Consider the following 24,751-nt stretch of genomic DNA (forward strand, 5'->3'; position numbering starts at 1 on the left):
AACGCGCCCGGGCCCCAGGGGTCGGAGCCGAAGCGGAAACGTCCGCGGATTGTTTATTTCCCTTCGCCGGCATTACCCGGTTCAGGTTCGATGGGTATCATCTCAGCCAGCGTCGTGCACAACGCCAGCACCCCTAAACAGGCCACAAAGGTAGGGCAGGCCGGAACCATTCGGGGGGCCCGCGGCTTTTTTCTACCGCGGCGGCTAGCTTTCCGGTGGAAATCAATTAATTTAGAGCGGCGGTCCGCTGAAACACCGGGGCGGTTTTAGCCGTTGTTAGTCCGGCCGTACCTTCTCTGCTTGCCTACTATGTACCAGCTTCTCTACGCCGTTGTGCTTTGTGCCGTGCTGCTGTTCGTACTCGTGGTACCGCGCCGCCGCGTGGGCCCTCCACCGCCGCCGCCCGATGGCGACGACGACGGCGGCGAGCCGCGCGACCCCGGCCTGCCCGATCTCGACCTGCCCCCCGGCATTTCGCGCCCCATCAACGACTGGGAGCCCGACTACAACCGCCCGCGCGTAGGCGCCTAATTTTTTTAAGAGTCAGACTTGTGCCTGAGTTTGAGTTAAAAATAGGAATATCACGCAGTTTTTTATTCGGCAGCCAATCTAATGTGAGGAGATGTGTAAAATGGGCAGTCCATCCCCCCACATTTTCACATCTCCCCGCATTTAAAAATCAAAACACCTCGCCCACGTTGAACGAGAGGCTGCTGGAGCCCTGGATACCGCGGGCGTAGTCGATGGCTAAGTTGGTGTGTGACACCTTGTTGAGATTGAGGCGCAGGCCAACGCCCACGGCCGGGGCCACCTTATCATAGCGCTTGGAAATGGGCTCGTCGGGCCGCTGCGCGTCTTCCGACACGGCTTGAGCGTTGGCGAATACCACGCCGCCCAGCAGGTGGTTGCGGGTGAGGCCGAAGCGGTACTCGCTTTCGAAGTAGAGCAGATTTTTGCCCCGAAACCGTCCCTGGATGTAGCCCCGGCCGAGGTTGCTCGACATGTCCCAGCCGGTGCTGGGCAGGTCCAGAAACGGAGGATTACCCCTCAGGGTCAGGGCGTTGTACGACCAGAAGGCCAGTACGTTGGCCGAGCGGCGGCTGGGGTGCAGGTAGGCGCGGCCTTCGAGCAGTAGGGTTTCGTAGTTAGTGGTACTGCCCAGGGCCTGCCGGTTGGGCCGGAACACGGCGCTGAGGTAAGCCCCGCCGGCCGGATTGATGGCGTTGGCGCGGCTGTCATAGAGGAAGTTGAGCGTGGGGCCCACCGAGAGGGAACGGCCGCGCACGCCGTCGCGGTAGTGCGAGATGGTGCTAACCTGGCGGGCGCCGTTGCGGCTCACAATATTCCAGTGGTCGTCGAGCTGCACTCCCAACCCGGCGTAGAAGCTGGGGCCCAGGCGGCGCAGCGCGCTCTGGTAGGCGCGCAGGTAGTTATAGTCCATCGTTGTCACCTGCTCGGTGGTGCTGGTGTGCATGCCCAGGCCGTAGGTGCTTTGTGGGTAGCGCATGACGCGGTAGTCACTGACAAAATTCCAACGGTTGTCGGCCACCCACACCGATGCCGCAACCGTGGCAATGGCCTGCGCCCGCGCCGTGTAGATAAGGGCCCCCAGCACCGTCGACATGTTGGCCCCCGGCCGGCGAAACGCCACGCTGGCCGCCACTTCGGCCAGCGCGCCGGTTTGCTGCGAGTAGCCCACGGCCGGCAGCAGCGCCAAAAACTTGTGGCCCCGCACCAGGGCCAGCGAGTCGTGCGGGGCCAGCCGCAGCCGGGGCGCCGCTACATTCAGGGCATCCACTACATCGGCCGCCAGGAGCGCGGCGCGGCGCGGGGGCCCGGGGCGCAGGCTATCGGCCGGCACTTGATGCGGCGCCTGGGCCGGGGCCCCGGCCGCACGCAGCGCCCCGGCCAGCAACAAGCAAAACCACGCACGGAACGGCATTGGGGAAGTAAAAAGGGGGCGAATAGTAGTTTCTCCTCAGACCGTAGCGGGAGCCCCGGGCTTAACGCCGATCCCCACACAATTCCGGCGGCTCAGCCAATTTCTATTTCGTAGGTGGCCGCAAACGCCTGGCCGGGGCCCAGCGTGAGGATGCCTTCCTTATCGCGCAGCTCCTGCGGGGGCCCCGTGGGGCTGGCCACGCCGTGCCAGGGCTCGATGCACACGAACGCCGCCCCGGGGCCCTTGGTCCACAGGCCGAGGTAGGGGAAGCCGTCGAAGCGCAGGCGTACGAAGTGCGGCGAGCCGTGGGCCCGCAGCGCCACGCGCGTGAAATCGTAGTGGGCAAATACCAGCGCGTCGTCGGCAAATAGCTCGTAGGTGAGCGGCAGGATGGCTTGCTGGTGCAGCACAGGGGCAGTTTCGCCGCTGCGCAGGCCGCCGCGCAGCAGCTGCGTGCTGAGCGTTACGGGGTGGTCAAACTCAAAATAATAATCCTCGAACCGCTCGCCCGGCAGCAGCGGGCAGCCAAACGCCGGGTGGGCCCCGATGCTGAACAACAGGTCGTCGGCGGGGGTCCCGGCGGGGTTGCGCACGTCCCAGCGCACGGCCAGAGCGGTGCCGCGCAGGGCATAAGTAATGGTCAGCTCGAAGACAAACGGGTAGTTGGCACGGGTTTCAGCCGAGTCCGTGAGGCGGAAGGCTAGCTCGTCGGCGGTGTGGCGCAGCACGGCAAATTCCTGGTCGCGGGCGAAGCCGTGCTGGCCCAGGCGGTAGGCCTGGCCCTGATGCAGGTAGGTATCGTCGGGCAGGCGCCCCACGATGGGGAACAGTACCGGCGCGTGGCGGCCCCACACGGCGGGGTCGGCGGGCCACACATATTCCAGGCCGGTGGCGGCGGCAACGAAGCCGGTCAGCTCGGCCCCGTGGGCGGCGAAGGTGGCCCGGCACTGGGCATTGTCAAGAACAAGGGCGGGCATGGCGCGGGCAGTAGCGGAGGCACAGGGTTATACAGGCCCCTAAGCTACGGCTGGGCGCGCAGCAGCCCATCTACCAGCTGCTGGGCCGCGGCCAGGCGCTGCGCCGGGGGCCCCCAGATTTCGGCAAACGGGTCGGGGCCCGCGCGCAGCGCAGCGCGGTAGCGGTCGTAAAAGTGCTGGCGCAACTGCGGGTGTTCGCGCAGCGGATCGGGCTCCCAGGGCACGTCCACGCCCAGCAGCAGCACCAGGTCGTAGCGCGGCTGGGCCACAGCCGCGGCAATCCAGGCGGGACATTGGCCGAAGGCGTGCTCCGCCCAAATCTTGATTACCAGCAAGTTGGTGTCGGCCACCAGCAGGGCCCCACCAGCGGCTTCGGCCGCGGCTTCGGCGGCCAGCTGGCCATGGGCAATGGCTTCGAGGTCGGCCAGGGCGTAGGGCAGCTGGCGGCCGGCGAGGTAGGCGCGGGCGTATTCGGGCACCCAGCGGGCGCCGTAGTGGGCGGCTAGCTGCTGGCTCAGCGTCGATTTTCCCGTCGATTCCGGGCCGGTCAGCGCGAGTCGGAGCATGGCAAAGGGTAGGTTTCTGGAAAGAGTTGATAAGAACGGCTTTATGCCCGGGCAAAGGTGCTGACCATCGGGCCGATTGCTACCGCGCCGCGCCGGCAACTGCATCCATTTATTACTGATTAAAATCACTTTTGTTCCAAATTGAAATTCTCACCGGAGCCGGCTTTCGCGGTGGGGCTACCTTTGCTTTCTATTCGCCTGTTTGTTTTTATGAATATCGCCGCTATCAGCCCAGTTCAACTTGCCAGCCGCCTCGCCGCCGGTGATTCGCTCTATTTGTTTGACGTGCGCGACCCCATCGAGTTTGATTATTGCCACCTGCCCGGCAGCGTGCTGCTACCCCTCGACGAGCTGCCCCAGCGCACCGACGAGGTGCCCGATGTGGGCGAAGTAGTGCTTATTTGCCACCACGGCGTGCGCTCGGCCCAGGCCCTCAACTATTTGCAGGCCCGCCACGGCCGCACCAACCTGCTGAACCTGCGCGGCGGCATCGACGCTTGGAGCTGCGAAGTAGACCCCTCCGTACCCCGGTATTAGGGCCCCACCCAGCACAATTAGGGCCCGGCGGTGGTTATAAGGGCCCATGCCCTCTTCGCCCATTATTGCCCCCACCCTGGCCGGCCGCCTGGCCCTGCGCCAGCCCCCCGCCGGCCCCCCACTAATGCGCCAGCGCTGGGGCGACCTGCTCTTCATGCACTGGCCGGTACCGCCGGCGCTGCTGGCCCCCTTCCTGCCCCCGCGCCTGGCCCTCGACCTGCACGACGGCCATGCCTGGCTGGCCATCGTGCCGTTTCGGATGTGGGACGTGCGCACCCGCTTCACGCCGCCCATCCCCGGGGCCAACCAGTTCCTGGAGTTGAACGTGCGCACCTACGTGCACCTCGACGGCGTGCCCGGCGTGTGGTTTTTATCGCTCGACGCTACTAATGCCCTGGCCGTGTGGGCGGCGCGTACCATTTTCCACCTGCCCTACCTGCGCGCCCGCATGGCGCTGGCCCGCCCCGCCCCCGACCAAGTGCGCTACACCGCCCGCCGCACCCACGGCGGGGCCCCGGCCGCGCACTTCGCCACTACCTGGCGCGTGGGCGAGCTGCTGCCACCCGAAGCTACCGCGCCCGGCTCGCTGGCCTTTTTCCTCACCGAGCGCTACTGCCTGTACGCGGCCTGGGGCCCCCGGCTCTACCGCGGCCGCATCCACCACGAAGCTTGGCCGTTGCGCGCGGCCGAGCTGCTGGAATTCGATTCGAACCTGATTGAGGCGCACGGGCTGCCCACGCCCGCCGGGGCCCCGGTGCTATACGCCGGGGGCCCCCTGGCCGTGGAGCTGTGGTGGCTGCAACGGGTGTAGCGCGGCCAATTCCGTTTCCTTTGCGGTTTGCTTGCCCCAACTTTCGCGCTCCGCTATGATTCTCGTCGTGCTGGTCAACTACAACTCCACAGGCCACACGCTTGCCTGCGTAGAATCGTTGCGCATCCACACCCAGCCCGGCACCGCCTACCAGATAATAGTGGTTGACAACGCCTCCGCGCCCGCCGAACGCGACGCTTTGCAGGCGCTGGCCGCTTATCCCGAAGTGGAGGTGTGCTATTCGGCGGTCAATTTGGGTTTTGCCGGGGGCAACATGCTGGGGTTTCGCACCGCCACGGCCACCCGCCAGCCCACCCACGTATTTTTGCTGAACAACGACACGCTGCTGCGCACCGACTGCCTGACGGAGCTGGCTGATTTGTTGACCACACGCCCCGAAATTGGCCTGGCGGCCCCCCAAATGTTTGGGCCCGAAGGCCAGTGGCTGGAGAGCTACGGCTTCTTCCCCACGCTGGGCGACAAACTGTTGGGCCGGGCCCTGTGCCGGGCCCTGGGGCTAGGCTACCACCCGCCGCGCCCCGCCCGCGCCGCCCGCCAGCCCTACCCCGCCGACATGGTGACCGGCGCCGCCATGTTCGCTGATGCTAAGCTTTTTGCGCGCATCGGCGGGCTTGATGAGAAGTATTTTCTGTACTGTGAAGAGGAAGACCTGGCATGGCGCATGTGGCAGGCTGGACGCCAGGTGGTGGTGGCACCTACGTCGGAATTCGTGCATTTGGGTGGGCGCAGCAGCCAGCCCAGCTTCGGCCTGCTGCGCGAATTCTACATCTCGCTCGCCTACTTCTTGCGCAAAAACTTCAACCCCGTCCACGCCGAAGCCGTGCGCTGGCTGTTCGTGGTGAAGCTCGTTTTCCGGGCCCGGCGCGGCCGCCAGTACCTGCGCCTGGCCAAGTTCCTGGCCCAGGGCGCACCCATGGCGGCATCCATTCGCCCCACCGCGGCCGGCCCCAAGTAAGGGCCCCGCGGGGGCGACAAACAGTCGATTATAAGGTTTTTTCATAAAAACGTCATGCTGAGCGCAGCCGAAGCATCTCTCCCGCAGCAGTAATCACTGATTAGTTAAGCAGTAGAGCTGCTTCAGCTGCGCTCAGCATGACCGCCTCGTAATGCAAACCTGCCGTTACATAGCTGCCTAAACCCCGGCGCCGCGCCCACCGCTGAACTGCTACTTTTCCCGCTCTTTCCGCCTCGCCCTTGGCCAACGATTTCCGCCTGCCCCCGCTGCCCGATTTGCCCATCATCGCGGCACTGCCAGCCCTGCGCGACGCTCTTGCCGCCCACGCCCGCGTGGTGCTGGAGGCCCCGCCCGGCGCGGGCAAAACCACGGTGGTGCCGCTGGCGCTGCTGGCTGCCGAGTGGCGGGGCCCCCAGGATAAAATTCTGGTGTTGGAGCCGCGCCAGCTGGCCGTACGCGGGGCCGCTGCCCGCTTGGCCCAGCTGCTGGGCGAGCCCGTGGGCCGTACCATCGGCTACCGCGTGCGGCTCGACAGCAAAGTGAGTCAAGACACCCGCGTTGAGGTCATTACCGAAGGCATTCTCACCCGGATGCTGCAAGACGACCCAGCGCTGGAGGGCGTGGCCTGCGTGGTGTTCGACGAATTTCACGAGCGCAGCCTGAATGCCGATTTGGGCTTGGCCCTGGCCCTGGATGCCCAAGCCGTGCTGCGGCCCGAGCTGCGGATTCTCATCATGAGCGCCACGCTGGAGGCGCAGCGGCTGGGGCAGTGGCTGCCCGCGCCGGTGGTGTCGTCGGCCGGTTTTCTATTTCCGATTGATACGCACTACCTCGACCCGCGCCGGGCCGCCGCCCTGCCCAACCGGCCCGGCGAGCGGCTGGCCACGCTGGTGCCGGCCCAGGTGCGCGCCGCGCTGGGGGCCCACCCGGTGGGCGACGTGCTGGTATTCCTGCCCGGCGTGGCCGACTTGCAGCGCGTCGCCCGGGCCCTCGACTCGCTGCCCGACGCCATCGACCTGCACCTGCTGCACGGCGAGCTGCCACTGGACGTGCAGGACGCCGCCCTGCGCCCGGCGCGGGCCGGCCGGCGCAAGGTCATCCTGGCCACCAGCATCGCCGAAACCAGCCTCACCATCGAGGGCGTGCGCGTAGTGGTGGACGGCGGGTTTGCCCGGGTGCCGCGCTTCGTGCCGCGCACCGGCTTCACTACCCTCGAAACCGTGCCCGTAGCCCGCGCCGCCGCCGACCAGCGCCGCGGCCGCGCCGGCCGCCTGGCCCCCGGCACCTGCTACCGCCTCTGGACGGAGGCCGAACACCACCAGCTGCCGCTGCACCGGGCCCCCGAAATCCAGGCCGCCGACCTCAGCGCCCTGGCCCTGGAGCTGGCCCTGTGGGGCACCGCCAACCCGGCCGATTTACGCTGGCTTGACGCGCCACCCGCCGCCGCCTACGCCCAAGCGCAGGAGCTACTGGTGCGGCTGGGGGCAATAAGCAGTGCACAGTTATCAGCAAACAGTGAACAGTTAGTCGGTGCTGATAATCAACCCAAGCCGGCTTCAGCAACTGTTAATTCCTCACTGACAACTATTAACTGTCCGTTCAAGCCCACCGCCCACGGCCGCCAGCTGGCGCGGCTGGGCCTGCCGCCGCGCCTGGGCCACCTCGTGGTGCGCGGCCAGGAGCTGGGCCAGGGCCCCGCCGCCACCGCCCTGGCCGCCCTCCTGGCCGAGCGCGACCTGCTGCGCTGGGCCACACCCAACGACCCGCGCCCGCTGCCGCCCGACCTGCGCCTGCGCCTCGAAGCGCTGGCCAGCGGCCGGGCACCGCTGCCCGGCCTGGCCCTGCACCCAGCCACCTTGCAGCGCGTGCGCGACGTGGCCCGCCACCTGCAGAGCCGCCAGGGCCCGAAAGGACATCCACTTATTCACTCATTCACTCATTCACCGATTGGCCTGCTCACGGCCCTGGCCTATCCCGACCGCGTGGCCCAGCGCGAAACCGACGGCCGCCTGCGCCTCGCTACCGGCCAGCGCGTGGAGCTGCGCACGGAGGATGTGGACCCGCAGGCCGAGTTTTTCGCCGTGGCCCACCTGGCCGGCACCGCCGCCACGCCCCGCGCCACCCTGGCCGCGCCCGTGAGCCGCGAAGAGCTGGAAACCGCTTTTGCCGGGCAGATTACGACCACCGACGAGGTGCGCTACGATCCCGCCACCCAGCGCGTAACCGGCCGGCGGGTGCGCCGCCTGGGGGCCCTGCGCCTGGCCGAAACCGTTATCGGCCAGCCCGACGCGGCGCTGGTGGCCGGGGCCCTGCTGGCGTATTTGCAGGAAGCCGGCTTGAGCAAACTGAACTGGACGCCCGGGGCCCGGCAGCTCCAGCAGCGGCTGGAGTTTCTGCGGTACCAGTTCCCCGAGCCCGCGGCCGCCGGTGGAGAAGCTTTCACCACGGCCCAAGCACCAAGCACCAAGCACCAAGCACCACCCTGGCCCGCCTCCGACGAGGCCACGCTGCTGCGCGAGTTGCCGCAGTGGCTGGGGCCCCACCTGGCCGGCTTCAAAAGCCTCGACCAGGTGCAGCGCCTGGATTTGACCGAGCCGCTGTTGGCGCGCCTGCCCGGCGGCTGGGCCCAGCGCCAGGCCCTGGACCGCCTTGCGCCCGCCGCCCTGGAGGTGCCCAGCGGCTCGCACGTCACTCTCGACTATGCCGAGCCTACCGCCCCGGTACTGGCCGTGAAGTTGCAGGAGCTGTTTGGCCTGACAGAAACGCCCACCGTGGCCGGCGGCCGCGTACCGCTGCTGCTGCATTTGCTCTCGCCCGGCGGCCGGCCAGCGCAGGTCACGCGCGACTTACGCAGCTTTTGGGAGAAGGGCTACTTCGACGTGCGCAAGGATTTGAAGGGCCGCTACCCGCGCCACCCCTGGCCCGATAAGCCCATGGAGCACATCCCAACTAAGCTGACTAAGAGGCGGTTGGATAACTTATAGCGCGGACTTTGTAGTCCGCGCTACAGTTGCGAATGCTCACTGGCGGCTGTGCAATGCGCGGTCTCGCAGAGTCCACGCTACAAGTTTGTTACCGCATATCGTCCTCGCCTACGAAAGCGCTGTCGGGGCCCCCGGTACGGGGCGCGTAGTGGCGGTGCAGCCAGCGTGAAAGGCCCCCGAGGCCGGGCAGCAGCACCCGCTCGGTGATGTTGGCCTGGTCGAGCTTGTCGCGCACTTCCCACTTGAGGGCAGCGGGGATGACAATGCGAAAGTACAATTCGGGGTGGCGGGCCAGCCACTCGTGCAGTACGCTCTGGCTGGAGCTCATCAGCGAGAACAGCGCGTGCTGGTGCACGATGCGCGCGTCGAGGCTGGGCGGCTCCAGAAACAGCACGAATGGCTCGGCTTGCAGGCTTTCGAGGTCGCGCAGGCTGTCCGTTACGGGGGCCAGCAGCTCGGAGGTAAAGACGTTGGAGCCCTCGTGGCGCAGGGCGTCGCGCAGCGAGTCGGGCAGGTGCTCAGCGGCTTTCACGTAGTTCAGGGCCCAAATAATTCCATCCTGGTGGTAGGCCTGGAGGTCGTCGGTGGCGAAGTGCAGGGCCACGTAGGGCGAATACGTCCAGTCGAGCAGGCGGGTGGGCAGGCCGTGGTGCTGGGCCAGGGCCAGCCAGTCCCACACCGCGGCCGTGGCGGCGGGTGAGGCAGCCGTATCGCGGGCGTACTTGCGGAAGTTGCGCAGCAAGTGATGCTCCAGCTCGAAGTAGTTACCGCCCAGCCGCTGCAAGCTGGTGGTCAGCAGGTAGTTTTTGGAGCGCTGCCCGCGGTACACGAACGGCGAGCGGAAACGCCCGATGCGCCCGTCCCAGGTGTCCTGAAACAGCAGTTCCTGCAAGTGGGCCCAGGAAGTGGCCACGTAATCGCTGGCAGGGTAGGGCATGGCCCGAAGGTACGGCGGGGGGAAACAACGGGAATATGCGCTACAAAAAACGGGCCCCCAGCAAAACGCCGGGGGCCCGTTTTTGTAACCGAAAAGCCGCTGCAATAAAGCTAATTCGGAAGTGTGTGTTAAGTTACTGCCCGTAGGCGAGGCGTAAATTTGGCTATGGATTACCTGAGTTTGCGCGAGCGGCCCCGCCAGTTTCTGGCCCTGACCAGCCTGCGAGCGGCGGAGTTTGACGACTTGCTGACCGACTTTGCCCCGGCCTGGGAGCGCCACCACCGCTACCACACCCTGGAAGGAACCAAACGGGCGTTCCCCGCCCACCGCGAGCGGGCCAACGCCGTGCTGGCGGGCAGCGATATAAAGCTCTTTTTTCTGCTCACCTACCTCAAAAGCAACGCCTTGCAAGAGCACCAGGCCGCCAGCTTTGGCATTTCGCAAGCGCGCGTCAGCCACTTGGCTACCGCCCTGCTGGGCGTGCTCAACCAGGTGCTGGCCCGGCGCGGGCTGCTGCCCGTGCGCGACGGCGGCGAGTTGGCTCAGCGCCTGGCTAACCACCCGGAGCCGGTCTTTGCCTACGACGGGGTCGAGCGGGGCGTACCACGTAACACGGACCGGGAGGCCCAGGCCGAGGAGTACAGCGCCAAAAAAAGCGCACCGCGTAAAAAACATGACCTTATGCGATTCCACGCAGTACGTGCATTTTCTCTCGGCTACGGAAAGCGGGCGAGCGCACGACAAAAAACTGGCCGACGAGTACGCGCTGCACCTACCGGCGGGCTGCGTGTTACGGCAGGATTTGGGCTTGCTGGGCCACGCCCCGACCGGGGTCGTGGTGGAGATGCCCCACAAGAAGCCGCCGAAGCGGGAGTTGACGTTTGCCCAAAAGCTGTATAACCAGTTGCTGAGTCCGTTGCGCGTCGTTATCGAACACGCGCACAGCGGTATCAAGCGCCTGCACATGGTGCAGGGCACTATCCGCTTGCGCGGCGAATGGGTGCGCGATACGGTCATGGTCGTGGCCTGTGGGCTGCACAACCTGCGCGTGCGCAGCCCGCACCGCGCCTATCGCGCACCTGTCCACGCGAAACTCGCTAACTACGCCGAATAAGCTTTAATGAATCAGGCCGTCATGCTGAGCTTGTCGAAGCATCTCTACTGCGCAAGTAATCCAGCCGATTGGGTCAGTTACGCGGCAGAGATGCTTCGGCTGCGCTCAGCATGACGGTCAATTAGAACTCAGTTGCTTTCTGAATAACATCCAATTCAAACCTACTTTTCGGCCGGAAAATCAGCGCCTTCGCCCACGCTGGCGTACTGCTCCACATCGGCACTTAGCTCCTTGATTTTGGCGCGGGCGCCCTTCACGGCGGCGGCGCCCAGGGGCAGGTGCAGGGGCGGGTTTTCCTGGTTCACCACGTCGTACATGGCCTGGGCGGCGCGCACCGGGTCGCCGGGCTGGTTGCCGCTGTAGCCCTGGATGTCGCCCATGTTCTTGCCGGCTGTGGCGTCGTAGTCGGCGTTTTTGGGCTTCGTGAACGTGGCCGATTCGCCGGCCCATTTCGTGCGGAAGCCGCTGGGCTCGATGTTGGTGACGCGGATGCCCAGGGGCCCCACTTCCTTGGAAAGCGCCTCGCCGATGCCTTCGAGCGCAAACTTGGAGCCGTTATAAATGCCCACGCCCGGGAAGGCGCGCAGGCCACCGATGCTGGTAATGTTCAAAATGTGGCCGCTTTTGCGTTCGCGCAGGTGGGGCAGCACGGCCCGCAGCACCCGCAGGGCCCCGAACACGTTCACGTCGAACTGCCGCTGCACTTCCTCCTCGCCGATTTCCTCGATGGGGCCCAGCGAGCCGTAGCCGGCGTTGTTCACCACCACATCGAGGTGGCCGAGGGCGTCAATGGCTTCCTGCACGGCGCCGGGCACGCGGGCGGCGTCGGTCACGTCGAGTACCACGCCGTGGCCGTTAGCGCCAGCTTTTTGGGTGAATTCGTCGGCTTGGTTTTGGTGGCGGAAGGTGGCGGCTACTTTGTCGCCCTTGGCGAGCAAGAGTTCGGCCAGGGCCTCGCCAAAACCGGACGAGGCGCCGGTGATAAACCAGTTTTTGGGGGAATTAGGCATGAGTCGTTTTTGCAAATGGTGAAAATACCAGGTGTATAAGACGGCGCGGAACCCCAATTTGTTTTGGCCGGGCCGTAGTAGGGCCCCATCACGGCCTGGCCAAAACACTTCTATCGATATTATTTTATCTTATTGGTATACAGCAGATAGTAGCTTCAAAAGCCGTATTGTGCAACGTGCTTTGCAGCGCGCTGCTCTATCTTCCCCAATCCTTTCCCTTCTGCCTTTTTTCTTATTCTTATGCAGTTCCGCACTACCCTTTTGCCCGGCTTGCTGGCCGGGGCCCTGCCCTTGGCGGGCGTTGCCCAAGTTGCTGCTCCGGCCGCGCCCAAAGCCGGGTATTTTGTGGGCCTGAGCGCTGCGGTCAGCGGCTACCAGTTGCCAACGGGCTCCTATGCCAACGTCATTTCGCCCATGCCCACGGTGGGCGCGCAGCTGCGGCCCCGCTGGGCGGTGCAGGCCAGCGCGTTGTATTTCCAGCAGAACGATTCGTATGGCTACACAGGCTTGCTTTTTATCAACGGTGGGCTGCACCAGGGCGTGAGCGTGAGCACCAGCCGGCGGCACACCGTAGCCGTGCCTGTTTTAGCGCGTTACACCCTCACCCGCCGTTCGGCGCAGCACTTTCAGGTTGATGTACTGGCCGGGGCTACCGTGGTGCGCTCTACCTACCGCAGCAGCGGCACAGCCACCGACAGCCTCCAGAACGTGGTATACAACAACGACTTCCGGACCGCCGAAACCGGTATCTACTTCACTCTGGGCCCCGGCTTGCGCTACCGCCTGGGCCAGCAGTTCGCGTTGACAGGCGACTTGGGCTTTAATTTTCTACTCAACTCCCGCCCGGCATCCCATGCCAACGGCCCTACTTCGGCCACCCTGACCCTGGGCCTACGCTACCGCTTTGCCCGCGGATAGGGCCCCGGCTTATCGCCAAAAATAAACGCCCCACCCCTCCGGCGGGGCATTTATTTTTCCGGCACGTTCCAACTTCCCGCTGTAACTTTGCCCTGCAACAGGTTTTCCCTAAAAATCCTTTTGCATATGGCTGATCCCGCCGCCCTCGCTAACAAAATTGCCTTCGAGGCCCTCACCTACGACGATGTACTGCTGCTCCCGGCGTACTCCGAGGTACTGCCCCGCGACTGCGACCCCGGCACCCAGCTCACCGCCCGCATCCGCCTCCAGATTCCGCTGATTTCGGCGGCGATGGACACCGTAACGGAAGCCGACATGGCCATCGCCCTGGCCCAGGAAGGCGGCCTGGGCATCATCCACAAAAGTATGAGCATCGGCAAGCAGGCCGAGCAGGTGCGGCGCGTCAAGCGCAGCGAGTCGGCCCTGATTCAGGACCCGTTTACGCTGCTGCCCACCGCCACCCTCGCCGACGCCCGCCACCTGATGCGCCACAACAATATCGGCGGCATTCCGGTGATTGATGGCGAGCGCCGGCTCCAGGGCATCCTCACCAGCCGCGACCTGCGCTTCGAGCGCGACCTGACCCTGCCCGTGACCACCGTGATGGTGCCGCTGAGCCGCCTCGTGACGGCCCCCGCCGGCATCGACCAGGCGGCGGCCGAGGAGCTGCTCCAGGACAGCAAGGTGGATAAGCTGCCCCTCGTGGACACCGAAGGCCGCCTCGCCGGCCTGATGACCTACAAGGACATCCGCAAGCGCCGCCGCTCGCCCCAGGCCAGCAAAGACAGCCAGGGCCGCCTGCGCGTGGGGGCCGCCGTGGGCGTGACGCCCGACCTGCTCCAGCGCGTGGCCGCCCTCGTGGAAGCCGGCGTGGACCTGGTGAGCCTCGACACGGCCCACGGCCACTCGAAGGGCGTGCTCGACGCCGTGCGCGCCATCAAGGCCGCTTATCCCGGCCTCGACGTAATGGCCGGCAACGTGGCCACCGCCGCCGGGGCCCGCGCCCTGGCCGACGCCGGGGCCGACTGCGTGAAGGTGGGCGTGGGCCCCGGCTCCATCTGCACCACGCGCATCATTGCCGGCATCGGCGTGCCGCAGCTTTCGGCGGTGCTGGAGGCGGCCCGTGGCCTGGAAGGCACCGGCATTCCGCTGGTGGCCGACGGCGGCATTAAGTTTTCGGGCGATATCGTGAAGGCCCTGGCCGGGGGCGCCGCCGCCGTGATGGTGGGCTCGCTGCTGGCCGGCACCGAGGAATCGCCCGGGCAGCTCATCATTTACGAAGGCCGCAAGTACAAGAACTACCGCGGCATGGGCTCGGTGGAAGCCATGGAGGACGGCAGCAAGGACCGCTACTTCCAGAGCGCCGAGGACGACGTGAAGAAGCTCGTGCCCGAGGGCATCGTGGGCCGCGTGCCCTTCAAAGGCGCCGTGAGCGAGATTATCTACCAGCTCGCCGGCGGCCTGCGCGCCGGCATGGGCTACGTGGGGGCACCCGACCTGCCCGCCCTGCAAGCGGCCCAGTTCGTGCGCATCACCGGAGCCGGCCTGCGCGAGAGCCACCCCCACGACGTGCAAATCACCCGCGAGGCGCCCAACTACAGCAGCCGCTAGGGCCCCGGCCGCGGGGGCGGGCGGGCGTTTCGGCGGTGCGCCCCCGGTATGGTATCTTGCGCCCCGGCTGCGCGGCCCGGTTCCAGTGCCCAGCCTTAATTTGTGTCGCTACCCTTTCCTTCGTCTGTGCGCCACCCGCTGTTCTTCATAGGTTTTTTATTTGCGCTGCTCAGCGGCGGCATGGCCGCAGCCAGCCTGCTGGGGGCCCCCGGGGTCGAAATGCCCACGCGGACGGCCAGCTTGCTGCTGGTCAGCAATCTGGGTATGCTGGTGGTGCTGGCGAGGTTGTATTTTCGGCAGCCAGCCGTGGTGCCGGCGGCAGTAGTAGTCGCGCCGCACCGCGCCGAAATTCAAAGCTTGCAGCGCCTGGTGCAAATCGTGCAGCACGGCCAAACGCCGGCCGAGGTATACCACATCCTGCTCGAATCAGCGGTGCAAACTGCGCAGGCCGACGCCGCCTGGCTCGACCTGGGCCCCGACCACGACAGCACCAGCGACGTTGCGCAGTACTACCAGCTCGCTCCGGCCCAGGCCGATGCCCTGCGCGCAGGGCTGCGCGCGCAGGGCCCCAGCGACGACGAATCCATCATTGGCGACTTGCGCTCGCGCCCGGGTTTTGCCGGCCCGGCTCTCGCTTTTCGCTCTTTAATGCGGCTGCCCCTGCACGGGCGGCACCTCGACTACGGGGTGCTGTACTTGCTGAAAGCACAGCCCAACACATTCGACCGCGAAGACTTGAGCGTGCTGCAAACCTTCGCCAGCCAAGCTGTGCTCAGCATCGAGAACCTGGCGCTGGCCACCATTGCTCTGCACAACCAGCGCACGCAGGAGGAGCTGAAAATTGCCTCGGAAGTACAGGACAGCCTGATTCCGAAAAAGTTGCCGACCGACGACTGGTTTGAAATCAGTACCCACTCGCTGGCGGCAAAGGAAGTGGGCGGCGACTTCTACGATTTTCTGCTGCTTCCGGGCCGGCGGTTGGCCGTGCTCATCGGCGACGTGAGCGGCAAGGGCATCACCGCGGCCTTCCACATGGCCCAGATGAAGGGCATTTTCCACGCCCTGATGCAGGGCAACCCGCTGGCCAAGAACGAGCGTGACCGGTTTCCAGTGCCCAGCCGCTTCATGACGCAGGCCAACGCCGCCCTGGCCCACTGCCTGGAGCGCTCGTCGTTCATCACCTCGTCGCTCTATATTATTGATTATGAGCAGGGAGGCTTCATGTTTGCCCGCGCCGGCCACTGCCACACGCTCTACTACCACGCCCTGCGCGAGGAGGTGTTCTACTTCCAGTCCACGGGCCTTGGGCTGGGCATTATCCGCGACGACAGCTACGAGAAGCATATCAACAACCAGTTTTACGACTACGGGCCCGGCGACGTGATGGTGATTTACACCGACGGCATTGTGGAGGCCCGCGGCGCTGGCAAGGAAGAATACGGCGAGGACCGCCTCAAGCAGCGCCTGGAGGAATGCTATTACCAGGACGCCGACGCCATCAAGTGGTTTATCCTGAACGATTTAAACGGATTCACTACCGGCCAGCCCATCCACGACGACCAGACATTGCTGGTTATTAAGTTCAAGGCCGTCGAACCCGAAACGACGGCCTGACGTATCGGCCTCATCATGAAAGTAACCGCTCAACCCTCCGCCGACTCCCTGCTCCTCCTCCTCGATGGCGAACTGGACGCCAGCTCGGCCGTGCTGCTCGACACCGAATTCAACAAGCCCGACCTGCTTAGCTACCGCAAAGTACTCGTCGACTGCACCAAGCTCAGCTACATTTCGTCGGCGGGCCTGGGCGTCTTCATTTCGCACTTGCAGCGCCTGCAAGACAACAACGTGAAGCTGGTGTTCTTCAATATGCAGGAGAAAGTGTTTAACGTTTTCGAAATCCTGGGCCTCGATTCGCTGATGACCATCGTGCCGACCCAGGCCGAGGCCGTGGCCGCATAATGCGGCTCTGGTTTGGGGCCCCCGTGGCCCCAAACCAGAGCGGTGCTTGACAACGTTAATAACACACTATCGATAGCAAATAGAAGGTTTCTGATGAAGGACGTGCTCCGCATTGAATGTTCGCGCCGCAACCTGCAACAGGTGCGCGACTTCGTGCGGGGTTTCCTGAGCCGTCGGTCGGTACCTGAACTGCTGATCAACCAAGTGGTGCTGGCCGTAGACGAGGTGGTGGCCAACTTCATCATTCACGCCAACGGCGAAGACGAGCACCAGTTCATCGACCTGGAACTGGTGGTGGACGGGCGCGTGCTGAGCGTGGAAATTGCCGACAACGGCGACACCATTTTTCTACCTGCCCCCCACTCCGCCCCCGACCTACCCGAGTACATCCGGCAGGGCCGCAAAGGGGGTACGGGCATGGCCCTGGTAAACCGGCTGATGGACCGGGTGGAGTTTTTCACCCGCGACCACCACACCGTCTGTCACCTCAGCAAGCACCTGGTGTGAGGGCCCCGGAGTCCCGCGCGGGCCCCTCATCGGTTGGAAATTAGCTAATTTCGCTGTCCGGGTATGGGGCCGGCCGGTATTGTGCTGGCGGCCAAGCCCGGTGGGTTCCTTTTTTCTCTTCCATGCACATACGTTTTTTGCACGTTGGCGCGGCCGCCGTGCTGTTCCTGGCGGGCTGCCAGGCCACCAAACCCCAGGCCGCCGGGCCTTCGCAACCCATGGCCACCGGGCCGGCTGTTGAAACCCTGGGGCCCGTGGCGGTGCCGACCAGCGAGTTTGCCTACGTGTACCGCAAAAACAACGGCACGGCCGCCGACTACGGCACCCGCGCCAGCGTGGCCGAATACCTCGATTTATACACCAACTTCCGCCTGAAGGTGCTGGAAGCCGAGCGCCGCGGCCTCGACACCACGCAGGCCTTCAAACGCGAGCTGGAGGGCTATCGCCAGCAGCTGGCCCAGCCCTACCTCACAGAGAAGAGCGTAACCGACCAGCTCGTGCGCGAGGCCTACGACCGCATGGGCCAGGAAGTGAGCGCCGCCCATATCCTCATCCGGGTGGGTCCCGACGCGGCCCCGGCCGACACGCTGGCCGCGTACCAGAAAGTAATGGCCCTGCGCCAGCAAGTGGTGGGCGGTGCCGACTTTGGGGCCCTGGCCCGGCAGCAGAGCGAAGACCCCTCGGCCAAGGAAAATGGCGGCAGCCTGGGCTACTTCACGGCCCTGCAGATGGTATATCCGTTTGAAACGGCCGCCTACAAAACGCCCGTGGGCCAGGTATCGGCGCCCATTCGCACGCGCTTCGGCTACCACCTCATCAAAGTGAACGACCGGCGAGCGGCGCAGGGTGAAATCAAGGTGGCCCACCTGATGGTGCGCGTGAACGCCCGCGCCCCGGCCGCGGATTCGCTCACGGCCAAAAAGAAAATCGACGAGCTGTACGCCCGCCTGCGCAAGGGCGAGAGCTGGGACAAGCTGGTGGCCCAGTTTTCGGAAGACGCGGGCTCGGCCGCCAACGGCGGCGAGTTGCCGCCCTTCGGCACCGGCCGCATGATTCCGTCGTTCGAGGCCACCGCCTTCCGCTTGCAAAAGCCCGGCGATATTGCCCCGCCCGTGCAAACGCCCTACGGCTGGCACATCATCAAGCTGCTGGAGCGGCAGCCGGTGCCGGCGTTTGCCACGATGGAGACAACGCTGAAAAACAAGGTGGCCAAGGATTCGCGCGCCGAGCTGAACCGGGCCGCCTTCCTCAAGCGCATCCGGCAGGAAGACCAGTTCCTGGAAATTCCGGCCGCCAAAACCCAGGCCCTGGCTCGGGCCGACTCCTCGCTGATAGCCGGCCGCTTCAAGTACACGGCCCCTGCTGCGCCGGCCGATGCGAAGCGCAAGAAGGCCAATGCCGCCGATAACCTGGTGCTGTTCACCATTGAGCAGCAGCCTTACTACGTGCGGGACTTCCTGCAATACGTGGCCCAGAACCAGCGCCCACGCCCGGGGGCCCAGCCGGCCTTCGTGATGGAGCAGCTCTACGACCAGTACGTGGACCAGCGCCTGACCGACTTCGAGAAAAACTCGCTCGACACCAAGTACGAGGACTACCGGATGCTGGCCAAGGAATACCGCGACGGCATCCTACTGTTCCAGCTGATGGACGAGAAGGTGTGGAGCAAGGCCATCGAAGACTCGGTGGGCCTGAAGAAGTTCTTCGCCGCCAACCAGGAAAAGTACCAGTGGGGTCCCCGCGCCCAAGCCACCGTGGTGAGCGCCGCCACGCCGGCCCTGCGCAAAGAGGTGATGCAGTACTTCCAAATCATTCCCCCATCCGCGACGCGGCAGACTTCGAGGGGCTCCGTCACAGCGGGAATGACGGAAACCGTGATGCCCACCAGCAAGGGAATCCCGGCCACCGTTCGGTTTCGCCCGGGAACGGCTACCTTACTGCCGGCCAGCACGGCGGCCTTGGACGGCGTGACCCGGCAAATGGCGAACGATACGACGTTACGGGTGGACCTCAGCGCCCAGGTGAAAACCCGCGCTGCGGCCGTGCTGGGTGGGCAGCGCGTAGCAGCCGTGCAGACGTATTTGCTAGAAAAAGGGGCCCCAGCCAAACGCTTAGACTACAACACCACCATCGGCAGTAAGCAGTCCAAACTGCCAGCTTCTGCCGACGCGCTGTACCTGAGTGGCTACACCCACGACCCCGCAGCCATTGAGCAGCACTTTAATACCAAGAACCCCCTGGCGGTGCAAATCCAGCAGAAGGCGTTTCAGAAGGGCGACAGCAAGGCGGCCGACCAGTTTCTGACCAGCGCGCCCGGCTCCTACACCACCCAGTTTGATGGCCGCTACTACGCCGTCATGGTGGCCAGGCAGTTGCCCGCGGGCCCCAAGGTACTGGCCGACGCCCGGGGCCAGGCCACCAGCGACTACCAGAATTTCCTGGAAAAAGAATGGATTGCCCAACTCCGCCAGCAGTACCCGGTGCAGGTGAACCAACCCGAAGTGGACAAGCTCATTACCAAGTAACGAACTGCTGGTCAAGCTTTTTTAAGAAAAAATGATCGTTTTATAAGAGCCCCGGCCCGCTGGCCGGGGCTCTTGGCTGCCCGGCGGGTTGCAACCAACGCGGGGCCCCGGGGCTCCTTTTATTGCCGCGGGCCGTTTTGTGGTGAAATTTACGGGCCGCTTTGCACGTTGCGCGGGCGTGGCAACGCGGGCAGCGGTAACTTTACGGCCCGGTTCCAACCGTTATCCTGAAATAGTTAAGTGATTATGCATAATCCATTGAATCGGCTGGTGGCCGCTACGCTGTGCGCCTTGGCGCTGGTGCTGGGCGGGGCCCCGGCGGCGCAGGCCCAGCTGGGCGTGAGCCGGCCTAAGGGCCAGAACATAATCGACGGCATCATCGTGAAGGTAGACAACCAGATTGTACTGCGCTCGGACGTCGAAAACATCTACGCCCAGGAAACGGCCCGCGCCGAGGGCAAGGCCCTGCCGCCCAACCTGCGCTGCAAAATTTTGCAGAGCCTGGTACTGAACAAGCTGATGCTGGCCCGCGCCGACGTGGACTCCGTAACCGTGACCGACGCCGCCGTGGACGGCGAGCTAAGCCGCCGCATGGCCTACTTCGTGCAGCAGGTGGGCTCGGAAAAGAAGCTGGAGGAATTGTACAACAAGTCGGTAAAGTCGCTGAAAGATGACCTGCGGCCCCAGGTGAAGGAGCAGCTGGTGCAGCAGAAAATGCAGGAAACCATCACGGGCAAGCTCGCCGTGACGCCCCGCGAGGTGAACCAATACTTCACCCGCATCCCCAAAGACAGCCTGCCTTACTATTCCACTGAGGTGGAAGTAGGCCAGATTGTGGTGCCCGCCCAGGTGAACGACGCCGCCAAACAGGCCGCCGTAGCCAAGCTGAACGACCTGCGGGCCCAGGTGCTGGCCGGCGCCAGTTTCGAAGAGCTGGCTAAAAAGTATTCGGAAGACCCGGGCTCGGCGGCCCAGGGGGGCCTGCTGGGCTTCTTCAAGCGCGGCGAACTGGTGCCCGAGTACGAGGCCGCTTCACGCAAGCTGGAGCCCGGGCAAATGTCGCCGGTGGTGCAGTCGCAGTTCGGCTTCCACCTTATCCAATTCATTGAGCGCAAGGGCGACAGATATTCCACGCGCCACATTTTGCTGAAGCCCGCGACGGGCGCATCCGATGCCAGCGCCTCGGCGAAGAAGCTGGCCCGCCTGCGCATCCAGATTTTATCGGATAGCATCAGCTTTGCCAAAGCAGCCAAGGACAACTCCAGCGACAAGGCCTCTAGCACGAACGGCGGCCTGCTGGCCAACCGCCAGGACGGCGGCTCGCGCCTACCCCTCGACAAGCTCGACCCGGCCATTTTCTTCACCATCGACACCATGAAGGTGGGCCACATCACCCTGCCCCTGCCCTACCGCACCGACGATGGCAAGGACGCTATGCGCATCCTATACCTGAAATCGAACACGGCGCCGCACCAGGCTAACCTCGACGACGACTACCAAAAGATTGCCGCCGCCGCCCTCAGCGAGAAGAAAAGCAAAGTCCTGGACCAGTGGTTTGTGAAAAACCGCGGCACCGTGTACCTCGAAGTGGTGCCTGAGTACGCGCAGTGCAAGGTACTCGACGTAGAATTATAACGAATTTTTTAGTTGTCAGTTTTTGGTTGTCAGTTGCCAGGTTTTCTAGCAAGTTTACCTCGTACTGAAAAACCAGCAAATGAATGAGGGCAATGTTGGAACGTGATGCCTAACAACTGACAACCAACAACTAACAATTAGATGCAGAACGACAAAGAAGCCGCCGACGCCCTCGCGGCCCACTACCAGGCCCTGCGCCGCGAAATCGGCAAGGTCATCGTGGGGCAGGACGAGGTGGTGCGGCTGGTGCTCACGGCCGTGTTTGCCCAGGGCCACTGCCTGCTGGTGGGTGTGCCCGGCCTGGCCAAAACCCTGCTGATTCAAACCATTGCCGACGCGCTGGATTTGTCGTTCAACCGCATCCAGTTCACGCCCGACCTGATGCCGAGCGACATCGTAGGCTCGGAGACGCTGACCCAGCAGCGCGAGTTTCAGTTCGTGAAGGGCCCCATTTTCGCCAACCTCGTGCTGGCTGACGAGATTAACCGCACGCCGCCCAAAACCCAGGCCGCCCTGCTCGAAAGCATGCAGGAATACGCCGTGACCGTGGCCGGGCAGCGCTACCCGCTGGCGCGCCCGTTCTTCGTGCTGGCCACCCAAAACCCCATTGAGCAGGAAGGCACCTACCCGCTACCCGAGGCCCAGCTCGACCGCTTCATGTTCAACGTGCAGCTGGGCTACCCCAGCTACGCCGAGGAGCTGAACATCGTGAAAAACACCACCGCCGACCGCCAGCCCACAGTAAGCAAAGTGCTGACGGCCGCCGAAATCCAGGCCTACCAGGCCCTGGTGCGCCGCGTGCCCGTGGCCGACAACGTGGTGGAATACGCAGTGAGCCTGGTGCACAAAACCCGCCCCCAGGGCGAACGCGCCGCCCCCAGGGCCCAGCAGCTGCTGGAGTGGGGCGCGGGACCCCGGGCCTCGCAGTACCTGGTGGTGGCCGCCAAGTGCAACGCCCTCATCAGCGGCAAGTATTCGCCTGATATTGAGGATGTGCGCGCCGTGGCCCTGCCCATCCTGCGCCACCGCCTGGTGCGCAACTTCAAAGCCGAAGCCGAGGGCGTGACGGTGGAGCAGATTATCAAAGAGTTATTGTAGCATTTCAGACCGTCATGCAGAACGCAGTGAAGCATCTCTCCCGCGTAACTAACCATGATTACTTACGCAGTAGAAATGCTTCACTGCGTTCTGCATGACGTTCTTTTCCCCCGCTAAAAAGATGGAATCCCAAGCCTACTACCAGCAATTTGAGCGCAACGTGCGCATCATTCTCGACGCCCTGGCCGCCGGGCTCGACTTGCGCGCTACGGCCCTCGAAACCAGCCTACCCATTGAGGTGTACGTGCTGTGCGAGGTGCTGAACCAGGGCGCCGGCGAGCAGTTCCGCCTCGCGACCGAGGGCGTGGCCCGGCTGGGCGAGTTCGAGCAGCAGTTTATGCAGCAGGAGGGCCCCGCGCTGGCCGCCGTCCGGCACATCCTGGCCGATAAGCGGGCCCTGATGGCCACCCCCGAAGGCCGTGTGCTGACCAAGGAAATGCTCATCCGCCGCCTCGAATTCTTCAACGAAGCCGCCCGCCAGGTGAACGTGATGCGCACCCAGCATATGCTGGGCAGCCCCCGGCAATACGCCGGACAATAAGAATCCCTAGCTTTTTAACAAGGCCAGAAGCCGGCTGCTCGTGGAGCAGCCGGCTTCTGGCGTTTCGGGCATATCCCAAAAGAAGGCCATCCTTTTATCGCTGAATTGATTATCGCATTTATTATTGATAATCAGTAATATACATTGACCCGATTGCGTAAATACGAGAAAGCAAAAAGGCTGGAATATCTGATTTTAATCGTTTACTAAACAGACATTTAATTAGTTACGGAGGTAATAGTTTCAGGCAAAAGTCTGACAAGGCTAATTATTGGATTGGTAGGGCCTGAATCGGCTTGTACGTTTGGTGAAAGCAATTAGCATACGCTGCTTCGCAACTGCTAAACCGCAATTCTTTCTATTTCATCTTTTATTTTACCCTATTCTATGAAGCCTTTATTTCTATTGCTCCCCCTTGCATTACTGCTAGGTTGTAAAAAAGACACCGCTGCCCTGGCCAACCAACTGCCGCCCGCCACCCAGACTGGGGCCGGCACCTTTGGCTGCCTCGTCAACGGCCAACCTTGGGCCCCTAACGGGAACAGCGGAGTGCCCAATTTTGTGGCAACTTATGATCCTACATACTTAGGAGGATCCCTACAAATTAAGACGTATCGTTATACGGGACCCAAGCAAGATGTTCTGCAAGGGATGGTTTTCGGAGCTAGCCACGTCAGCAAAGCGGGAGTATTCGATATCGTCTTAAAAGGGGATAATGGTGCCAACTACATAGATAACGGCCCATCCGCGCCTTGCAACTATTATGGAGAACCACCTGCGTTGACTTATCGCCAAGGTACATTCACAATAACGCGCCTGGATTTACAGGCTGGCATCGTTTCCGGCACGTTCGATTTCACGCTTTTTCAGCCCGGCTGCGACTCGGTGCGCATCACCCAGGGCCGTTTCGATAAAAGACTATAATTAGTTTCACTTCCTTTTCAACCCATAAAAACTATGACGCAAAAAAGGCCGGTAACCCACGTTGGGTTGCCGGCCTTTTTTATGGGCTGGGGGCCCTATTTTTTCGCCGCGGCCAGCGTGGCCATGTCGATGACGTAGCGGAAAGGTACTTTCCCCTTTTCCACGTCGCCGAAGGCTTGGTTGATGTTCTTAATGTCAATCAGCTCCACGTCGGACGTGATGCCGTGCTTGCCGCAGAAGTCGAGCACTTCCTGGGTTTCGGCGAGGCTGCCGATGAACGAGCCGGCCACGCTGCGGCGCTTGCTGGCTACCAGCATGTTGTTGGTGCCCGAGGCAAGCGGCTCCAGGGCCCCCACTAGCACCAGGTGGCCATCGCGCTTCAGCAGCTCTACGTAGGGGTTCACGTCGTGCGCCACGGGAATAGTGCTAAGGATGAAGTCGAACTTCTCCGCGTGCTTGAGCATGGCAGCGGGATCCTTCGAATAAATCACGTCGTGGGCCCCCAGTTCCCGGGCGCGGCCTTCCTTGTCCAGCGAAGAGGTGATGACCGTTACTTCCGTGCCCATTGCCACGGCTATTTTCACGGCTACGTGGCCGAGGCCGCCGAGGCCTACCACGGCCACTTTCTGGCCGGGGCCCACTTTCCAGTGCTTCAGGGGCGAGTAGGTAGTGACGCCGGCGCACAGCAGCGGGGCCACGCCTTGCAGCCGGTGGCCCAGGCTGGTGGGCACGCGCAACACAAACTTTTCGGTCACCACCATGTGGTCCGAATAGCCGCCGTAGGTGTTGCTGCCGTCGGGCTTGAAGGGGCCGTTATAAGTGGCCAGCATCCCGTTTTCGCAGTATTGCTCCTCGCCCTCGGCGCAGGAAGCGCAGTGCTGGCACGAATCAACCATGCAACCCACGCCCACCAGGTCGCCCACTTTGTGCTGGGTTACCTTGTCTCCCACGGCCGTGACGCGGCCTACAATTTCGTGGCCCGGCACGCAGGGGTACAGCGAATTGCTCCAGTCGTCGCGCACTTGGTGCACGTCGGAGTGGCACACGCCGCAGTATTCAATGTGGATGGCTACGTCGTGGGCTCCGGGTTCGCGGCGCTCAAAGTGGAAGGGAACGAGTTTAGCTTTAGCGCTTTTGGCAGCGTAGCCGATGGCAGCAGACATGGGGAGGGGGTTGGTT

The 24,751-nt window shown here is 63.8% G+C and carries 22 protein-coding genes and 1 riboswitch; of the genes, 16 read left to right on the forward strand and 6 right to left on the reverse strand.

Annotated elements, in window-relative coordinates; all coding sequences use genetic code 11:
• Window positions 1-41: 41 nt before the first annotated feature.
• A riboswitch (TPP riboswitch) is annotated at window positions 42-145 on the reverse strand.
• 164 nt (window positions 146-309) lie between these two features.
• Complete coding sequence (locus tag DDQ68_RS12080; RefSeq protein WP_109656536.1) at window positions 310-531, forward strand: hypothetical protein; 222 nt, start codon at window positions 310-312, stop codon at window positions 529-531.
• 148 nt (window positions 532-679) lie between these two features.
• Here DDQ68_RS12080 and DDQ68_RS12085 read toward each other — a convergent pair whose 3' ends face one another.
• From DDQ68_RS12085 to DDQ68_RS12095, 3 genes are all read right to left on the reverse strand, one after another.
• Complete coding sequence (locus tag DDQ68_RS12085; protein ID WP_109656537.1) at window positions 680-1,942, reverse strand: BamA/TamA family outer membrane protein; 1,263 nt, start codon at window positions 1,940-1,942, stop codon at window positions 680-682.
• 92 nt (window positions 1,943-2,034) lie between these two features.
• A complete protein-coding gene (locus DDQ68_RS12090) occupies window positions 2,035-2,919 on the reverse strand; it encodes an aldose 1-epimerase family protein (RefSeq protein WP_109656538.1) in 885 nt (294 codons plus the stop codon).
• A gap of 44 nt (window positions 2,920-2,963) precedes the next feature.
• Window positions 2,964-3,485 (reverse strand): AAA family ATPase, encoded by a 522-nt coding sequence (locus tag DDQ68_RS12095; protein WP_109656539.1) that lies wholly within the window; start codon window positions 3,483-3,485, stop codon window positions 2,964-2,966.
• A 210-nt stretch (window positions 3,486-3,695) separates the two neighbouring features.
• Here DDQ68_RS12095 and DDQ68_RS12100 point away from each other — a divergent pair, with 210 nt between their 5' ends.
• The 4 genes from DDQ68_RS12100 (at window position 3,696) to hrpB (ending at window position 8,793) form a co-directional block, all read left to right on the forward strand.
• Window positions 3,696-4,022 carry a rhodanese-like domain-containing protein gene (locus DDQ68_RS12100; RefSeq protein WP_109656540.1) on the forward strand — a complete coding sequence of 109 codons (327 nt, stop codon included), beginning with the start codon at window positions 3,696-3,698 and terminating at the stop codon, window positions 4,020-4,022.
• 46 nt (window positions 4,023-4,068) lie between these two features.
• Entirely contained in the window at window positions 4,069-4,833 is a 765-nt protein-coding gene (locus DDQ68_RS12105) for a YqjF family protein (RefSeq protein ID WP_109656541.1), read from the forward strand.
• Between the two features lie 55 nt (window positions 4,834-4,888).
• A complete protein-coding gene (locus DDQ68_RS12110) occupies window positions 4,889-5,809 on the forward strand; it encodes a glycosyltransferase family 2 protein (protein WP_109656542.1) in 921 nt (306 codons plus the stop codon).
• A 239-nt stretch (window positions 5,810-6,048) separates the two neighbouring features.
• Window positions 6,049-8,793 (forward strand): ATP-dependent helicase HrpB, encoded by a 2,745-nt coding sequence (gene hrpB / locus DDQ68_RS12115; protein WP_245897028.1) that lies wholly within the window; start codon window positions 6,049-6,051, stop codon window positions 8,791-8,793.
• An 88-nt stretch (window positions 8,794-8,881) separates the two neighbouring features.
• Here hrpB and DDQ68_RS12120 read toward each other — a convergent pair whose 3' ends face one another.
• Window positions 8,882-9,730: an FRG domain-containing protein gene (locus DDQ68_RS12120; protein WP_109656543.1), complete on the reverse strand. Its 849-nt coding sequence runs from the start codon at window positions 9,728-9,730 to the stop codon at window positions 8,882-8,884.
• Window positions 9,731-10,403: 673 nt separating this feature from the next.
• On the opposite strand from DDQ68_RS12120, the gene DDQ68_RS23895 reads away from it, so the two are divergent.
• Window positions 10,404-10,844: a transposase family protein gene (locus DDQ68_RS23895; RefSeq protein ID WP_109654769.1), complete on the forward strand. Its 441-nt coding sequence runs from the start codon at window positions 10,404-10,406 to the stop codon at window positions 10,842-10,844.
• A gap of 161 nt (window positions 10,845-11,005) precedes the next feature.
• Here DDQ68_RS23895 and DDQ68_RS12135 read toward each other — a convergent pair whose 3' ends face one another.
• On the reverse strand, window positions 11,006-11,854 hold the full coding sequence (locus DDQ68_RS12135; protein ID WP_109656545.1) for an oxidoreductase: 849 nt from the start codon (window positions 11,852-11,854) through the stop codon (window positions 11,006-11,008).
• Window positions 11,855-12,094: 240 nt separating this feature from the next.
• Here DDQ68_RS12135 and DDQ68_RS12140 point away from each other — a divergent pair, with 240 nt between their 5' ends.
• The 10 genes from DDQ68_RS12140 to DDQ68_RS22845 all read left to right on the forward strand — a co-directional run bounded on the left by DDQ68_RS12140 (window position 12,095) and on the right by DDQ68_RS22845 (window position 23,572).
• On the forward strand, window positions 12,095-12,772 hold the full coding sequence (locus DDQ68_RS12140) for an outer membrane beta-barrel protein (protein ID WP_109656546.1): 678 nt from the start codon (window positions 12,095-12,097) through the stop codon (window positions 12,770-12,772).
• 126 nt (window positions 12,773-12,898) lie between these two features.
• Window positions 12,899-14,383: an IMP dehydrogenase gene (gene guaB / locus DDQ68_RS12145; RefSeq protein WP_109656547.1), complete on the forward strand. Its 1,485-nt coding sequence runs from the start codon at window positions 12,899-12,901 to the stop codon at window positions 14,381-14,383.
• 126 nt (window positions 14,384-14,509) lie between these two features.
• Window positions 14,510-15,997: a PP2C family protein-serine/threonine phosphatase gene (locus DDQ68_RS12150; RefSeq protein ID WP_109656548.1), complete on the forward strand. Its 1,488-nt coding sequence runs from the start codon at window positions 14,510-14,512 to the stop codon at window positions 15,995-15,997.
• Window positions 15,998-16,012: 15 nt separating this feature from the next.
• Entirely contained in the window at window positions 16,013-16,342 is a 330-nt protein-coding gene (locus tag DDQ68_RS12155) for an STAS domain-containing protein (protein WP_109656549.1), read from the forward strand.
• 93 nt (window positions 16,343-16,435) lie between these two features.
• Complete coding sequence (locus tag DDQ68_RS12160) at window positions 16,436-16,849, forward strand: ATP-binding protein (protein WP_109656550.1); 414 nt, start codon at window positions 16,436-16,438, stop codon at window positions 16,847-16,849.
• A 122-nt stretch (window positions 16,850-16,971) separates the two neighbouring features.
• A complete protein-coding gene (locus tag DDQ68_RS12165; protein ID WP_109656551.1) occupies window positions 16,972-19,374 on the forward strand; it encodes a peptidylprolyl isomerase in 2,403 nt (800 codons plus the stop codon).
• Window positions 19,375-19,620: 246 nt separating this feature from the next.
• Window positions 19,621-21,009, forward strand: coding sequence for a peptidylprolyl isomerase (locus DDQ68_RS12170; protein ID WP_245897029.1), 1,389 nt, complete (start codon window positions 19,621-19,623; stop codon window positions 21,007-21,009).
• A 141-nt stretch (window positions 21,010-21,150) separates the two neighbouring features.
• Window positions 21,151-22,107 carry an AAA family ATPase gene (locus DDQ68_RS12175; protein WP_109656552.1) on the forward strand — a complete coding sequence of 319 codons (957 nt, stop codon included), beginning with the start codon at window positions 21,151-21,153 and terminating at the stop codon, window positions 22,105-22,107.
• A 94-nt stretch (window positions 22,108-22,201) separates the two neighbouring features.
• A complete protein-coding gene (locus DDQ68_RS12180; protein ID WP_109656553.1) occupies window positions 22,202-22,648 on the forward strand; it encodes a hypothetical protein in 447 nt (148 codons plus the stop codon).
• Between the two features lie 387 nt (window positions 22,649-23,035).
• The gene (locus DDQ68_RS22845) at window positions 23,036-23,572 is read left to right on the forward strand and encodes a Riean_0653 family protein (protein WP_162550060.1); all 537 of its coding nucleotides are present in this window, start codon (window positions 23,036-23,038) and stop codon (window positions 23,570-23,572) included.
• Between the two features lie 95 nt (window positions 23,573-23,667).
• Here the strand turns inward: DDQ68_RS22845 and DDQ68_RS12185 are convergent, their stop codons facing one another.
• Window positions 23,668-24,735 carry an NAD(P)-dependent alcohol dehydrogenase gene (locus DDQ68_RS12185; RefSeq protein WP_109656554.1) on the reverse strand — a complete coding sequence of 356 codons (1,068 nt, stop codon included), beginning with the start codon at window positions 24,733-24,735 and terminating at the stop codon, window positions 23,668-23,670.
• Window positions 24,736-24,751 lie beyond the last annotated feature (16 nt).

The sequence above is a fragment of the Hymenobacter nivis genome, assembly GCF_003149515.1.
Classification (GTDB): domain Bacteria; phylum Bacteroidota; class Bacteroidia; order Cytophagales; family Hymenobacteraceae; genus Hymenobacter; species Hymenobacter nivis.

Coding starts and splice junctions, on each gene's coding strand:
- DDQ68_RS12080 (WP_109656536.1), top strand. CDS start 310: ATGTACCAGCTTCTCTACGCCGTTGTGCTTTGTGCCGTGCTGCTGTTC.
- DDQ68_RS12085 (WP_109656537.1), bottom strand. CDS start 1,942: ATGCCGTTCCGTGCGTGGTTTTGCTTGTTGCTGGCCGGGGCGCTGCGT.
- DDQ68_RS12090 (WP_109656538.1), bottom strand. CDS start 2,919: ATGCCCGCCCTTGTTCTTGACAATGCCCAGTGCCGGGCCACCTTCGCC.
- DDQ68_RS12095 (WP_109656539.1), bottom strand. CDS start 3,485: ATGCTCCGACTCGCGCTGACCGGCCCGGAATCGACGGGAAAATCGACG.
- DDQ68_RS12100 (WP_109656540.1), top strand. CDS start 3,696: ATGAATATCGCCGCTATCAGCCCAGTTCAACTTGCCAGCCGCCTCGCC.
- DDQ68_RS12105 (WP_109656541.1), top strand. CDS start 4,069: ATGCCCTCTTCGCCCATTATTGCCCCCACCCTGGCCGGCCGCCTGGCC.
- DDQ68_RS12110 (WP_109656542.1), top strand. CDS start 4,889: ATGATTCTCGTCGTGCTGGTCAACTACAACTCCACAGGCCACACGCTT.
- DDQ68_RS12120 (WP_109656543.1), bottom strand. CDS start 9,730: ATGCCCTACCCTGCCAGCGATTACGTGGCCACTTCCTGGGCCCACTTG.
- DDQ68_RS23895 (WP_109654769.1), top strand. CDS start 10,404: ATGACCTTATGCGATTCCACGCAGTACGTGCATTTTCTCTCGGCTACG.
- DDQ68_RS12135 (WP_109656545.1), bottom strand. CDS start 11,854: ATGCCTAATTCCCCCAAAAACTGGTTTATCACCGGCGCCTCGTCCGGT.
- DDQ68_RS12140 (WP_109656546.1), top strand. CDS start 12,095: ATGCAGTTCCGCACTACCCTTTTGCCCGGCTTGCTGGCCGGGGCCCTG.
- guaB (WP_109656547.1), top strand. CDS start 12,899: ATGGCTGATCCCGCCGCCCTCGCTAACAAAATTGCCTTCGAGGCCCTC.
- DDQ68_RS12155 (WP_109656549.1), top strand. CDS start 16,013: ATGAAAGTAACCGCTCAACCCTCCGCCGACTCCCTGCTCCTCCTCCTC.
- DDQ68_RS12160 (WP_109656550.1), top strand. CDS start 16,436: ATGAAGGACGTGCTCCGCATTGAATGTTCGCGCCGCAACCTGCAACAG.
- DDQ68_RS12165 (WP_109656551.1), top strand. CDS start 16,972: ATGCACATACGTTTTTTGCACGTTGGCGCGGCCGCCGTGCTGTTCCTG.
- DDQ68_RS12170 (WP_245897029.1), top strand. CDS start 19,621: ATGCATAATCCATTGAATCGGCTGGTGGCCGCTACGCTGTGCGCCTTG.
- DDQ68_RS12175 (WP_109656552.1), top strand. CDS start 21,151: ATGCAGAACGACAAAGAAGCCGCCGACGCCCTCGCGGCCCACTACCAG.
- DDQ68_RS12180 (WP_109656553.1), top strand. CDS start 22,202: ATGACGTTCTTTTCCCCCGCTAAAAAGATGGAATCCCAAGCCTACTAC.
- DDQ68_RS22845 (WP_162550060.1), top strand. CDS start 23,036: ATGAAGCCTTTATTTCTATTGCTCCCCCTTGCATTACTGCTAGGTTGT.
- DDQ68_RS12185 (WP_109656554.1), bottom strand. CDS start 24,735: ATGTCTGCTGCCATCGGCTACGCTGCCAAAAGCGCTAAAGCTAAACTC.